We start from the raw sequence: 13573 nt of genomic DNA, 5'->3' as shown, positions 1-13573 counted from the left end.
GGGTCAGGAGATGACGCCGAACTTGTATCCCGCCGCCGCGTAGGCCTCGATCATGGCGGGCACGGACTTCGAGGTCAGGGCCTTGTCAGGGGTGTCGTGGCCGAGGATCACCGCGACGTGATATCCATCGCGGATCGGGGCGGTCGCGTTGTGCACCAGCGCGTCGATCGTCGTCGGACGCTCCTTCTTAGGGGCGCTGTCGCGAGTGTCGGCGTTCCAGTCGATCCAGGAGACGCCCTGCGACTTGAGGTACTCGTCTGCGGGCGAGAGACCCTTCCAAGACATGTGCCCGCCGGGGTAGCGCCAAGACTCAGTGTTGAAATCGGGGCCGAGGATCTCGCGTACCTTCGCCAGGGTCTTGGTGTACTCGTCGGCGATTCGGTCCTCATCGCCGTGACGCCCCGGATACAGCTTCTTGTAGTCGTGTGACCAGCTGTGCAACGAAACCGCGTTGCCTTGGTCGATCTCTTGCTTCAGCAGTTCCGGGGCCTCATCGAGCATCGATCCGACGACGAAGAAGGTAGCATGGACACCGGCCTTCTCCAGCGCGTCGAGGATCACCGGGGTCGTCGAGTGGTTCGGGCCGTCATCGAAGGTGAGGAAGACGATCTTCTCAGTCGGCTTGACCTCGCCCTCCAGCCATTGCTGCACCAACTCCGCCGGATAGACGTAGTCGCTCGCCGCCCCGATGTGGTTACGGCCGGGGATCAGAACCGCCGGGTCGCCGGTGAAGGTGGTCGAAGGGCTGGTGGATGAGGTCGGGGTCACGGTCGCGGACGGCGTCAGGGTGGCCGATGGGTTGGTGGTCGCAGTGACCGAAGGGGAGACCGAAGGCGACGCGGACGACGCGGTGGCAGTTTCCGACGGTGCCGGGGCAGCGGGGGTGGTGACGGGTGCGCAGGCTGAGAGGGTCACCGCAAGGATGCCGAGGCATCCTGGCAGGATTCGAGCGGCACGCGTTGTCAGCATTAGTTGTGTTTCCCTTCGATGGTTCCGGACGCGACTCTACGCCCCTTTCGAGTGGGCATGATCATCGCGCGCGGCGTGCCTGATCGTCTCTCACCGATCGGCGTGTCTGACCGCTCAGGCGTTGGGCCAGTCCTCGCCTTCTGGCACCGTGCCGGTGATGATGTAGATGACGCGGCGTCCGACCGCTACCGCGTGATCGGCGAACCGCTCGAAGTAGCGGCCGAGCAGTGCGACATCGACGGCGCCCTCGACCGAAATCGTCGAGTCCTCGCCCAACATGCGGGTGAACTGGTCGCGGCGCAGGACATCCATCCTGGCATCGATTTCGGCCAGCCGCTCCGCGCCCTTGGCGTCGCGGTTCTGCAGCGAGACCCGAGCCTGGTCGATGATCTCGATCGCGATGTCGGCCATCTCGCGGAAGCTCGGCTCGAACTCCTCGGGTACGGCATGCGCCGGGTAGCGGAGCCGGGCGATCTTGGCGACGTGGGCGGCCAGGTCACCCATCCGTGCCAGCTCGAACACGACCCGGATGGCGGAGACGATAGTGCGCAATTCGCCGGCCACGGGCGCCTGGAGCGCCAGGATCGAGAGGCACTTGTACTCCATCTCCTCGTGCATCCGATCGAGTTCGGCATCGTTCGAAACGACAGCCTCGGCACGTCCGAGGTCTGCGGTCAACAACGATTCCGAGCCGTCCCTTATAGCCACCTCGACGAGTTCGGCCATATGGACGAGGCTGTCGAGGATCGAGTCCAGTTCCTCGTGGTAGCTGGTGCGCATCGCTGCTCCTTTGTCGCATTTTCGGGTGAGTCTAGTCCCGCTCAATAACGTCCAAGACACTATGGGCCCCGGGTACTTCCACGTGCCGGCTGAGTGAACCGTCGGTTAACGGTCGGTGAAGACTTGGGCAAGCGGCGGTTTGGGCCATCTGACGGCGGTCGGTACGGGGTCTTCGACCTATGATTGCGGCATGCACCCAGCCCTCGCCGGATTGATCGGGGCCGGAGTGGCTCTCCTGGGCTGCTATTTCGTCTACCTGATGTACCGGGGCAAGGAGGGCTGGCGACAGCTTGAAGCCCGTCGGAACGCCGAACTGGTTTCCCGTGAGTTGCGCGATGTGCTCGCCATCGTCCCTTCGGGTGTCGTGATGGTCGGCCCGGACGATGAGATTCTCGTGTCGAACGACCAAGCGACCGCGCTGAACCTCGCTCGGGGAAACCGGGTGGGCTTCCCCGAGCTTCTGGACCGCGTCAGGGAGGCCCGGATGACCGGTGTCGCCTTCCAGGGGACGATCGCGCGTGAGATGCTGCCCGGTGCACACGCCGTCGAACTGGAGGCCCGGATCGCGCCGTTCGACGACGAGCGGGTCCTGGTGCTGGCCGATGACGAGTCATCTCAACGCCGGGTCGACGCCGTGCGTCGGGATTTCGTGGCGAACATCTCCCACGAGCTGAAGACCCCCATCGGGGCCGTCAGCGTGCTGGCTGAGGCGGTTGAGGCCGCCCGCGACGACCCGGATGCGGTCCGCAGATTTGCGACGAAGCTGCAGATCGAGACCGCCAGGTTGGCAGAACTCATCAACCAGATCATTGACCTGTCGCGGTTGCAGTCGGAAGACCCGATGCTCGCCAGTGAGGTGATCGACGTCAACGAGGTGGTCACGGACGCCGTGTCGCGGTCCAAGGAACTCGCCACCCAACGAGAGGTCAGCCTGATCCTGGCTCGCACGTCGGATGCCTTCGTGTTGGGCGACCGATGGCAACTGACGGATGCCGTCGCGAACCTGGTGCAAAACGCCATCAACTACTCAGACGAACGTGCCCGAGTGACCATCTCGGTGGCGTTGACCGAACGAGCCGGCGACCAGAACGTCGAAATCAAGGTCTCCGACAACGGCATCGGCATCAAGGCGGAGGAACAGGAGCGGATCTTCGAACGCTTCTACCGGGTCGACTACGGCAGATCCAGGTCGACGGGGGGGACCGGCCTGGGATTGTCCATCGTTCGCCACATCGCCATCGCCCACGGAGGTTCGGTTCGCGTATGGTCGCGCCCGGGGCAGGGTTCGACCTTCACCATAAGCCTGCCCACCTACCTGGGCCCCGCGCCCGAACCAGATTCTGGAGGAGACGATCAATGACCCGGATCCTGATCATCGAAGACGAGGAGTCGTACCGCGACGCGATCGGTTTCATGCTGGAGAAGGAGGGCTTCGAGGTGCTATCGGCCCCGGACGGCACCGAGGGGCTGTCGCTCTACGACAAGCAGGGGGCCGACCTTGTGCTTCTCGACCTGATGATGCCGGGGATGCCTGGCGTCGAGGTATGCAGGCAGTTGCGGGCGCGCGGCAACGTCGCCATCGTCATGGTGACCGCCCGCGACTCCGAGGTGGACAAGGTGGTCGGGCTGGAACTCGGGGCCGACGACTACGTCACCAAACCCTTCAGCCACCGTGAACTCGTCGCCAGGATCAGAGCGGTGCTGCGCCGTGGCCAGGACCAGGTGCTACTGCCCGACGTCGTGGAGGTCGACGGCGTCCGGCTCGATGTCGAACGACACCAGGTAAACGTCGACGGCCAGGACGTCCGGCTCGCGCTGCGCGAGTTCGAACTGCTTGAACTGCTGCTACGCAACTCGGGCAGGGTGATGACTCGCGGCCAGCTCATCGACCGGATCTGGGGAAGCAACTACGTCGGTGACACCAAGACCCTCGACGTGCACATCAAACGGCTGCGTTCGAAGATCGAGCGTGACCCGTCGAGCCCCGAACGGCTGATCACCGTCCGCGGCCTGGGATACAAGTTCGAGGGGTGAGGTTCAGGATGGCTGGGCCTGCGCCCAGGCTTCGCTGAAGTCAGGATGTTCCGAGGACAGCACGGGCGCTTCCAGTGTGACGCTCTCGCCGGTGGAGAAGTCGACCGTCACCTTCGCCAGGCGACCGAGCAGCAGCGCGGGGTCGGTGAAGGCGGTGGTGGTGCCGTCCAGGTAGATGGTTCGGCCTTTGGATATCTCCTCGCTGAACTGCACCTCCTCTGATTGACCGAACTGCCCGTCGGATCCTTCTGCCGCCACGGTGATCCCGGTGACCTGTGTCGACTCGTCGCGTGACGCGATCCCGCCGAGCAACACGGCGGCCCCTTCGGTGTCGGAGACCACGAGGAAGTTCCGCAGCTTGATCCCGCCGTCGTCGGCCTGGACTCCTGCTGCGGGCGGGGCGTCAGCCTCCCACCCTTCCGCGGTGCACGCGCTGAACGTGACGGATAGCGCTGCTGCGGCGACGATGGCCGCAAGTCTGTGCGTTGGCTTGCTCATTCGATCCTCCGAGGGCGCGTCTGGGACACCACATCCTAACCAGACTTGGGCGGTCAGCGCGACGAAAAGCGCGGGCCGTGGACCACGCCTGGAACAGCGATCTGGGCGTGCTCCGGCGCGCCTGCTAGAATTGAGGCTGGAAAGGGGTCTCTGAGTATGACTTTTTCGATCGGTGAGACGGTTGTTTACCCCAATCATGGGACAGCCGTCATCGAGGACATCGAGAACCGGACCATCAAGGGGGAAGACAAGCTCTTCCTCGTTTTGCGGGTCATCGGGCAAAACGATCTGGTGATCAAGGTGCCAGCCTGCAATTTGGATCTGGTAGGAGTGCGCGACGTCGTCGACGCTGACGGCCTCGAGCGGGTCTTCTCCGTTCTCCGTGCCGAGCACACGGAGGAACCGGCCAACTGGTCTCGTCGCTTCAAGGCGAACATGGAGAAGCTGCACTCGGGCAACGTGATCAAGGTTTCCGAGGTCGTCCGAGACCTGTGGCGCCGCGACCGCGACAAGGGGCTCTCCGCCGGTGAGAAGCGCATGTTGGCCAAGGCGCGTTCGATCCTGGTCGCAGAGCTGGCACTCGCCGAGCGTGTCGAGGAGGACAAGGCGGAGGTCATGCTGGACGAGGTTCTGGCCTCCTGATCCCAGAAATGAACACGCACAACGTGCCGGTCGTCACCGTCGTGGTGGCGGCCGGTTCTGGTTCCAGGTTGGGCGCAAGGCTGCCCAAGGCGCTGGTTGAACTCGACTCGGTCGCATTGGTGCGACGCGCGGTTGACGCGCTTCTGGACGGCGGCGTCTCAGAGGTCGTGGTTACGGTGCCGGTGGGTCATGAGGAGGCCTTCCGTGAGGCGCTCGCCGGCACCGGCTCCCGGCTGGTACACGGTGGCGCGACCCGTCAGGAATCGGTGAGGCTCGGGCTGGCTGCGCTTGCCGCACCCGACGATGCGGTAGTCCTCGTCCACGACGCTGCCCGCGCGCTGGTGCCCCCGGAAGTGGTTCAGCGCGTCACGTCCGCCATCGTCGACGGCGCGGATGTGGCGGTCCCCGTGCTTCCCGTTGTCGATTCGATCAGGTCCGTTGTCGGAGGTGGATCAGAGGTGGTCGACCGTGCGATGCTGCGGGCCGTCCAGACCCCCCAGGGGGCACGGCTCGGCCTGCTGCGTGAAGCTCACGAGTGGTTGCGCCGTGACGGCGTCGAGGTCACCGACGATGCGGCGGCATGCGAATACCGAGGCCACCGCGTCGCACTGGTGCCGGGGCACCGTGACGCCATGAAGATCACCGAGCCCGTCGACCTGGTCTTCGCTTCGGCGCTGCTCGCTGAGAGGAAGAACCGATGAGGATCGGCATCGGGACAGACGTCCACCGCCTGGCGCCGGGGCTGCCCATGTGGCTCGGAGGGGTCCATTTCCCCGACGAGCCATCGGGGCTGGCAGGCCACTCTGACGGCGACGTCGCGGCACACGCGCTGTGCGACGCGCTGCTGTCCGCAGCCGGGCTGGGGGACCTCGGGTCGAACTACGGCACCGCCGAGCCGCAGTGGGCCGGCGCGAGCGGCGTCGCTTTCGTGGAGGAGACGGCACGACGGGTGCGGGCTGCCGGCTTCGAGATCGGCAACGTCTCGGTACAGGTGATCGGGAACCGGCCAAAGCTGGCCCCCCGCAGGAGCGAGGCGGAGCAGACACTGGCGCAAGCGCTTGGTGCCCCGGTGGCCGTCAGCGCGACGACGACCGACGGTCTGGGGCTTACGGGTCGCGGCGAAGGGGTCGCCGCTATCGCGGTGGCCCTTGTCATCTGACCCTTCGATGGTTCCACCGGAACCGTCGAGGCCGCTTGGCGAAAGGTGCGGGGAGGGCGCCCCGATTAGCGCCCTCCCCGCACATTTCGCCCCTTTGGGTCAGCCGAGATTGAGGCCGGGGTAGAGCGGGTGCAGGTCGAGAAGGCGGTCGGCTTCGGCCTGCGAGGCGTCGCGCACGTCGTCGGCCAGGGCGTACTTCGCCTTGCTCGGTGCGCCGGCCGACGTGGTGGTCGGGTTCGCAGACTTGAGGACCGACACGATCATGTCCGCGACGGCGTCCATGTCGGAGGTCGTGAACCCGCGGCTGGTCAGCGCCGGGGTGCCGAGCCGGATACCAGTGGTGTACCAGGCACCGTTCGGGTCGTTGGGGACGGCGTTCCGGTTGGTCACGATGCCCGAATCCAGGAGGGCTCCCTCGGCCTGTCGGCCGGTCAGGCCGAAGTCGCGGACGTCGAGCAGCACGATGTGGTTGTCGGTGCCGCCCGTTACGAGGCGGGCATCACGGGTGAGCAGTCCTTCTGCGAGGGCCCGTGCGTTGTCGACCACGTTCTGGGCGTAGACCTGGAACTCGGCGGTGCGGGCCTCGGCCAGCGCCACGGCCTTTGCCGCCATGACGTTGGCGAGCGGGCCGCCTAGCACGAGCGGGCAGCCCCGGTCGATCGATGGCGCGTACTCCTCGGTGGAGAGGATCAGCCCACCGCGAGGCCCGCGCAGCGACTTGTGCGTGGTTGTGGTGACGACATCGGCGAAGGGCACCGGGTCCTCGTCGCCGGTGAACACCTTGCCTGCCACCAGGCCCGCGAAGTGTGCCATGTCGACCATCAGCACCGCGCCCACCTCGTCGGCGATCTCCTGCATCTTGGCGAAGTTCAGGCGGCGGGGGTAGGCGGAGTAGCCGGCCACGAGGATCAGCGGCTTGAACTCGCGGGCCTGGGCCGCCAACACGTCGTAGTCGAGTAGTTGGGTCTCGGGGTCGGTGCCGTAGGCCCGCTGGTGGAACATCTTGCCGGACACGTTCGGGCGGAAGCCGTGCGTCAGGTGCCCGCCGGCGTCCAGGGACATGCCGAGCAGGCGCTGCTCGCCGAAGCGGCGGCGTAGGTTCTCCCAATCCTCTTCGGTCAACTCAGCGACGCCCTTGACGCCATGTTCGGCCAGCGCAGGCGACTCGACCTTGTGCGCGAGGATCGCCCAGTAGGCGGTCAGGTTCGCGTCGATGCCGGAGTGCGGCTGGGCATAGGCGTATTGCGCACCGAACAGTTCACGGGCGTGCTCGGCGGCCACCGCCTCGACGGTGTCGACGTTCTGGCACCCGGCGTAGAAGCGGTGCCCAACGGTGCCTTCCGCGTATTTGTCGCTCAGCCAAGTGCCCATCGTGGCAAGCACTGGCAGGCTCGCGTAGTTCTCGGAAGCGATCAGCTTGAGGGAGTTGCGCTGGTCGGTGAGTTCCTGGCGGGTTGCGGCGGCGATGCGAGGCTCAACGGCCTCGATCATGTTGAACAGTGTCTGATATGCCGTCGAGATCGACTCGAGATCGCTCACAGTTCTCCTCAAATAGGACGGGATGGACCAATCCTATCGCCGAAGTCCGGGCTCGCCTGCCACGCGGGCGGCGGTGGGCGGCGCGTCAACTACCCTGACTGCGTGACACTGACCAGACGATCCGCGCTCGCGCTGCTCGCCGTGACCGGGCTGAGCGGATGCACGTTCAAGCCCATCCAGTGGGATCCGTCGGCGGCGCCGATCGTCTCCGCCCCGGGGGATGGCGCGGTGGAGGTGCGAGCAGACTACTTCGCACAGTCGCCCGATTCCGGGGACCGGACGCTCCAGGAGGGCATCCCCGTTTCCCTGCGGATCTCCACGCCCCACTTCGACGCCCGGTTCGACCGTCGTTTCACTGGGCAGAGCCTCGGCGCGGTGACGGCCGCTCAGGTCCGTGAGCAGGCGCCGATCAAAGCTCCCGACGGCTACGAACTCGTCGCTTTCACGCTTGAGGCGGGAGCCCCCATCTTTGGGGCGACCGAGGATGCGGCGGCCCGGGTCAGCATCGAGATCGGGGACGGAGTCACCTTCCCCCTGGCTGCCCCGTTCGGCCGCTACAACGCCTCCACCGGGTCGTATGACCGCAACTGGGCGCTCGTCGTCTTCAGCGTCCCGTCCGAGGTGCCCGTGACGCTCGCCGTCGTCGACGCGGACAAGCGCGTCAGCGTCGACATCCGCTCCGGGGAGCCCGTGGTCGACGAAGGTTGGCGGGCCAACCGTGGCTTCCGGGAGCGGATCCAGATCGGGGTCGAGGGCGGGCAGTCCGTGCTCGAGCGTGAGCTCGTCGCGGTGGTCAACGGCCAGCAGGTACATTCCCGGTTCCGGCTCGGGCTCGACCCTGTTGCGGCCTACGGCCTCGTCCCGTGGAACCCGGAGGACGGGTGGGCCGAGGGGGACAGGCAGTGGCTCCGGATCGCAATGAATGCCAAGGCCGAGTTCGTCCCGGACAGCCCGACGATGATCGTCGACCTAGACGTGACCCGCTCGTTCAGCTATCAGGAGGCGCCCGCCGAGCCGTTGGCCGCCCAGCTGCCCAGAACCATCACGACCGAGGCGATCCAGCGGGGCAGCAGCGAACTCGATGTCACATGGGCGGTGCCCGGTGCCGGGGATAGCGCGTCCTTGACCTGTAACCCGGTCGGCACCGCTCTGGTCCGGTTCTCGGACCACCCGGACGTTGCGGCCGAGTTCACCGGATCAGCGCAGCCTGTCACCTATGAACTCAGGTTCAGTCCGCGGCGGGGCTGACGAGCTATCCGTCGGCGATGGTGCCGATCGTCTGGTCGCCCACCAGCACCTCAGCCGACCTGAACCCCGAGCCTGCTGGGAGGATCACGTCCCGCGGCAGCACGAACCGATGGTCACCACCGCGGTCGATGCGGGCCAGATCGACGAGCTTCCGGAGCCGGGGCCTCGCATCTCCGCCGCTCTGGCGCACGAATACCGGCACGATCGCAGCGGTTCCGTCGGGGATCCTCACCACCAGTTCCACGGTGTCGCCGGAGTCGGACAAGGTCGCGCTCCAGTGGGATTCCGAGCCATGCCCGAAGGGCAGCAGCACCGGCTCCGCCAGATCCCGATACGTGTCCGTGGGCGACCAGCGGTCGTTGTAGCGGACAGGAACCACCGTTGGGCTGGACGGGACGGTGAACGGGAGCCTGCCTGTCGGCACCGTAAGCCCCCGGAGCGCAGCTACCACCGCGGCTGGGCCGTGGGGCCCCGCATAACCTGCCCACAGCGCCGAGTCCGAGGCATCGAGAACCTCCTTCAGGACGTGGGGTCTGCCCGCTACGACCACCGAACAGACGTGTCCCCTAGCCAGGCCCCCGACCCTCCTGATCAGCTCGTCCTGCCCACCTGGAAGGTGGGTGTCGGCGAGGTCCGCCCCCTCTCCACAGGAGGCCTGCGTCGCGATCGCGGCACCATTGACGTCGAACTCGTCCCCGTAGGATCTCCGGCTCGTGCCACCGAGGACGGCTATGACGACGTCGGCCGAGCTGACGGCTCCCTCGAATCCGTCCTCGACGGAAAGCGCCAGCCGGATCTTCCCGTCGATCCCTGATCGCAGCCGATCCAGCACCGTAGTGCGTTCACCGGGCCGAAGAGGGGCGACGTAGTCGCCCAGGAAACAGTCGAGATCGTCGGCGTTGGGGCCGATGACGACGACGTCGACGCCGGGGGAGGTCAACCTCGCCGTCGGGAGATGGCCCTTGAGGGGAACCAGGCACTGGGCGGCGAGTTCGGACGACAGCCGGGTGGTCCGTTTGAGGGCCGAGCCCAGGTCGCCGCGCAACGCGATCCTCTCGCATTCCTCACCTATCTGGGGCATTGTGGGGAGCAGCCCCAGCCGGTCCTTGACCCGCAGCACGCGGCGGGCGGCGCGTGTGACGGCGGCGTCCACCTCTTCAGAGCGCCTCGCCGACTCGGCGAGCGTGGTGAATCCTTCGTCCCAGAGCGACATATCGACACCGGCAAGGAGCGCGCGCTTCCCGGCGTCCGTCACCGAACCGGTCAGGGGGAGCAGTTGGTCGACGGCCATCCCGTCGGCCACGACGATACCGTCGAAGCCCTGCTCATCGCGCAGCCAGGTTTGGAGCAGCCACCGATTGGCGCAGCAGGGGACCCCGTCGATGTCGTTGTACGCGGCCATCATGCCGAGCGCTCCAGCCTTGATCCCCGCCTCAACAGGCGGGAGGTGGATCTCCCGAAGGTCCCGCTCGCCGATCGTGGCAGACTGCCCGTTCCGCCCACCGACCGCCTCACCCTGAGCGGCGAGGTGCTTCAGGACGACTCCGACACCGTCTCTGGCAAGCCGTTCTCCCGACCGGCCCTGCATGCCGTGGACGGCGGCCCGGACAAGGGCTGACGAGAGGAGGGGATCCTCGCCGAACGTCTCCTCGCAACGGCCCCAGCGGGGGTCGCGAAGGATGTCGAGCCCGGAGACGAGGGCGAGATCGACACCGCTGGACGCGAGTTCGGAGGCCACAGCCGCGCAGGCCCGCTCATACAACTCGGGATTCCAGGTGGCCGCGACCGCGAGATTCTGGGGGAGGATAGTCCCACCGAGCCCCTGGTGCCCGTGAGGCGCCTCCTCGACCACCAGAGCACCGATGCCGCAGGGATTGGCATCGCGGACCGCGGCCTGGACCAGTGCAACTACCTCGACCCTGTCGTCCGGAGTGACCCCGTTCGCCCAGGAGCGACCCGACCAGCCGTCGGCCCGCATGAGACCGTAGATCGCGCCCAGCCCTGACCAGCGTCCGATCTCGCGTCGCCCTTCATCGGTCAGCTGCCAATGCCTGTTCCTCCGCTCGACCGCCCTCCAGCCGAGCAGCCGCTGGTTGAGCTGTCCGACCCGTTGGGTGAGGTCGAGCCCGGCCAGCGCAGCCTCGACGCGGGCCTCACGAACCGCGGCCTCGCTGAGGGCGGCCATCGATGGGAAAAACTAGACGTCCGTGTCGCCGGATCGCTGCTGCGTCACCTCGTAGAGCGCGATCGAGGCGGCCACCGATGCGTTGAGGGATTCCACCGAGCTGGCGATCGGGATCGAGATCAGCGCATCGCAATGCTCCCTCACGAGCCTCGCCAGGCCCTCGTCCTCAGACCCCACCACGAGCACGATCGGCCCGTCGGTCCCCGGCGTCCCCGTCACGGGCACGTCGCCTTCCCCGGCGAGCCCGACGACGGTGAAACCGAGCTTCGACGCCTGCTCCAACGCCCGGTTCAGGTTCGTGGCCATCGCGATCGGGAGCCGCGCGGCGGCCCCGGCGGACGTCTTCCAAGCCGCGGCCGTCATCGACGCGGACCGGCGCGACGGGATGATGACGCCGGTGGCGCCGAATGCGGCGGCCGAGCGGACGATCGCGCCGAGGTTGCGTGGATCGGTGACCCCATCCAGGGCGACGACGATCCCGTCGTTGTCGAACGCGTCGGCCAGCACATCCTCGAAATCGGCATACTCGAAAACCGGCAACTGAAGCGCGACCCCTTGGTGCACCAAGCCTCCGGTGACCCGGTCGAGCTCGGCGCGCGTGACCTGAAGCAGCGGGACGCCGTGCTCGGCGGCGTGCTTCAGGATGTCGCGCAGCCTGTCGTCGCGCTCAGCGCCTTCGGCGATGTAGGCCTGCTTGACCGGGAGCCCGGCCGTCAGGGCCTCAAAGACGGGGTTGCGTCCGACTACCCAGTCGGCGCCGACGGGGCCCCGGTGGGTACCCCGTCGATTCTGCGAAGGCTGGCGTCGGCCTGCGGCCTTCTTGTCCCGGTAGGCCTTGTGGTAGACGCGGTCCTCCGCCCTGGGGGTCGGCCCCCTGCCTTCCAGTGATTTCCGGATCCGGCCACCGGAGCCCGCTGCCTTGCCTTTGCCTTTGCTAGTCGCTCCGCGACGCGATGAATTGCCAGCCATCTACTTCTCCAGGCTCCAGGTGGCCCCGTCAGGGGTGTCGGTGATCTTCAGGCCGGTCGCGGCCAGGGTGTCTCGGATCGCGTCGGCCGTGGCCCAGTCTTTCGCAGCCCTTGCGGTGGCGCGCTGCTCCAGCAGGGCACCTACGAGGCCATCGACGACCGTTGTCAGATCCTGGTCGGTGTTCTCGTCTGACCATTCGGGGGCCAGAGGGTTCAGTCCGAAGACGTCCAGCATGCCGGTCACCGCGAAGAAGATGTCGCGGGTGGCGCCGGAGTCGCCCGCCGCAAGTGCCTGGTTCCCGGCGCGGACAGCCTCGAAGAGCACGGCCGTGGCCGCGGGGGTGCCCAGGTCGTCGTCCATCGCGGCGGCGAACTGGGGCCAGAACGGCAGCGAATAGGGCGCGTAGGCGTGGAAGCCTTCTCCGATCTTCTCGAATGCCCGACTCATGAACGAGTCGATGCGCGCGATGGCCTTCTCGGCCTCGGTAAGGGAACCGCGGGTGTCGTCGTCCTCGGGGGAGAACTCGATGGTCGAGCGGTAGTGAGGGGCGAGCAGGAAGAAGCGCACCGCACGCGGGTTGTAGCGCTTGGTCACCTCGGTGACCAGCGCGGTGTTGCCGAGCGACTTGCTCATCTTCTCGCCTGCCATCGTCACCCAGGCGTTGTGCATCCAATAGTTCGCGAACTCGTGACCGGCGGCCGAGGACTGTGCCAGCTCGTTCTCGTGGTGCGGGAACCGAAGATCGATTCCGCCGCCGTGGATGTCGAAACTCTCGCCCAGGTACTTGCCCGCCATCGCGGAGCACTCGATGTGCCAGCCGGGGCGGCCGCGGCCCCACGGGGACGGCCAGGACGCCGTCAGCGGCTCTGCCGCCTTGTGCCCCTTCCAGAGGGCGAAGTCGCGGGGGTCGCGCTTGCCGCGGGGGTCGGCGTCGGTGGCCGGTTCCATCTCGTCGACCTTCTGGCCGCTGAGCTCGCCGTAGCGGGGCCAGCTGGCGACGTCGAAGTAGACGTCGCCGGAGCCGTCGGGTGCGACATAGGCATGGCCGCGGGCGATCAGTTCAAGGATCAGCTCGACCATTTCGGGGATGTGGCCGGTGGCGCGAGGCTCGTAGGTCGGCTGGATGCAGCCGAGAGAGGCGTAGGCGTCGTGAAGTTCGCGTTCGAACCGGTAGGCCAATGCGTACCAGTCCTCGCCGTTCTCGGCCGACTTGCTCAGGATCTTGTCGTCGATGTCGGTGACGTTGGCGACGACTTTCACCCTGAAGCCCTGGTTGGTCAGCCAGCGGCGGAGGACGTCGAAGACGACCTCCTTGCGGATGTGGCCGAGGTGTGGCGACGCCTGGACGGTGAGACCGCAGTGGTAGATCGACACCTCGTCAGCCCGCAGGGGGACGAATTCGCGCACCGAGCGCGTCGCGGTGTCATAGAGCTTGAGCGTCACGGGAAGGGAGTTTACCAACCGGTCTGGTGGTTGGGGCTGTGGTCGGGTCGGGCCTTGAGCACTATCCCGGGTTCGATGGGGATTTGAACGTGAAAATGGGGCTTTTG

13 protein-coding genes are annotated in these 13573 nt (G+C 66.8%); 6 read left to right on the top strand and 7 right to left on the bottom strand.

The genetic code is table 11. The annotated features are described in order from the left end of the window. Positions 1–3 precede the first annotated feature (3 nt). Both BUC15_RS00520 and phoU read right to left on the bottom strand, forming a co-directional pair. Complete coding sequence (locus BUC15_RS00520) at positions 4–969, bottom strand: polysaccharide deacetylase family protein (protein WP_084189233.1); 966 nt, start codon at positions 967–969, stop codon at positions 4–6. A gap of 114 nt (positions 970–1083) precedes the next feature. Further along, positions 1084–1749 (bottom strand): phosphate signaling complex protein PhoU, encoded by a 666-nt coding sequence (gene phoU, locus BUC15_RS00515; RefSeq protein WP_073185364.1) that lies wholly within the window; start codon positions 1747–1749, stop codon positions 1084–1086. 190 nt (positions 1750–1939) lie between these two features. Here phoU and BUC15_RS00510 point away from each other — a divergent pair, with 190 nt between their 5' ends. Further along, a complete protein-coding gene (locus tag BUC15_RS00510; protein WP_073185362.1) occupies positions 1940–3109 on the top strand; it encodes a sensor histidine kinase in 1170 nt (389 codons plus the stop codon). Continuing rightward, the gene (locus tag BUC15_RS00505) at positions 3106–3783 is read left to right on the top strand and encodes a response regulator transcription factor (protein WP_073185360.1); all 678 of its coding nucleotides are present in this window, start codon (positions 3106–3108) and stop codon (positions 3781–3783) included. Before BUC15_RS00510 ends, BUC15_RS00505 begins: the two co-directional genes overlap by 4 nt. A 3-nt stretch (positions 3784–3786) precedes the next feature. On the opposite strand, the gene BUC15_RS00500 is transcribed toward BUC15_RS00505, so the two are convergent. After that, positions 3787–4281, bottom strand: coding sequence for a hypothetical protein (locus BUC15_RS00500; protein ID WP_073185358.1), 495 nt, complete (start codon positions 4279–4281; stop codon positions 3787–3789). A 156-nt stretch (positions 4282–4437) separates the two neighbouring features. Between BUC15_RS00500 and BUC15_RS00495 the strand changes: the two genes are divergently transcribed. From BUC15_RS00495 to ispF, 3 genes are read left to right on the top strand one after another with little or no spacing between them, the layout of a single operon-like run. Then, on the top strand, positions 4438–4923 hold the full coding sequence (locus tag BUC15_RS00495) for a CarD family transcriptional regulator (protein ID WP_073185356.1): 486 nt from the start codon (positions 4438–4440) through the stop codon (positions 4921–4923). Between the two features lie 8 nt (positions 4924–4931). Further along, positions 4932–5624, top strand: coding sequence for a 2-C-methyl-D-erythritol 4-phosphate cytidylyltransferase (ispD, locus tag BUC15_RS00490; RefSeq protein ID WP_073185354.1), 693 nt, complete (start codon positions 4932–4934; stop codon positions 5622–5624). After that, complete coding sequence (gene ispF / locus BUC15_RS00485) at positions 5621–6082, top strand: 2-C-methyl-D-erythritol 2,4-cyclodiphosphate synthase (RefSeq protein WP_073185352.1); 462 nt, start codon at positions 5621–5623, stop codon at positions 6080–6082. The genes ispD and ispF overlap by 4 nt, the downstream gene beginning before the upstream one ends. Before the next feature lie 99 nt (positions 6083–6181). On the opposite strand, the gene BUC15_RS00480 is transcribed toward ispF, so the two are convergent. Beyond that, positions 6182–7645 (bottom strand): glycine hydroxymethyltransferase, encoded by a 1464-nt coding sequence (locus tag BUC15_RS00480; RefSeq protein WP_073185350.1) that lies wholly within the window; start codon positions 7643–7645, stop codon positions 6182–6184. 78 nt (positions 7646–7723) lie between these two features. On the opposite strand from BUC15_RS00480, the gene BUC15_RS00475 reads away from it, so the two are divergent. Then, positions 7724–8869, top strand: a complete 1146-nt coding sequence (locus tag BUC15_RS00475; protein ID WP_073185348.1) for a hypothetical protein — start codon at positions 7724–7726, stop codon at positions 8867–8869. 4 nt (positions 8870–8873) lie between these two features. Here BUC15_RS00475 and BUC15_RS00470 read toward each other — a convergent pair whose 3' ends face one another. Genes BUC15_RS00470 through cysS form a run of 3 tightly spaced genes read right to left on the bottom strand, consistent with a single transcriptional unit; the run spans position 8874 to position 13466 of the window. Further along, positions 8874–11054 carry a glycoside hydrolase family 3 protein gene (locus tag BUC15_RS00470; protein ID WP_073185346.1) on the bottom strand — a complete coding sequence of 727 codons (2181 nt, stop codon included), beginning with the start codon at positions 11052–11054 and terminating at the stop codon, positions 8874–8876. Positions 11055–11066: 12 nt separating this feature from the next. Next, entirely contained in the window at positions 11067–12023 is a 957-nt protein-coding gene (rlmB, locus tag BUC15_RS00465; RefSeq protein ID WP_073185344.1) for a 23S rRNA (guanosine(2251)-2'-O)-methyltransferase RlmB, read from the bottom strand. Then, entirely contained in the window at positions 12024–13466 is a 1443-nt protein-coding gene (cysS, locus tag BUC15_RS00460; RefSeq protein ID WP_073185342.1) for a cysteine--tRNA ligase, read from the bottom strand. Between the last annotated feature and the right edge of the window lie 107 nt (positions 13467–13573).

Source organism: Tessaracoccus bendigoensis DSM 12906, from assembly GCF_900141915.1.
GTDB classification, from domain to species: domain Bacteria; phylum Actinomycetota; class Actinomycetes; order Propionibacteriales; family Propionibacteriaceae; genus Arachnia; species Arachnia bendigoensis.
This window is presented reverse-complemented; position numbering and strand designations above follow the sequence as displayed.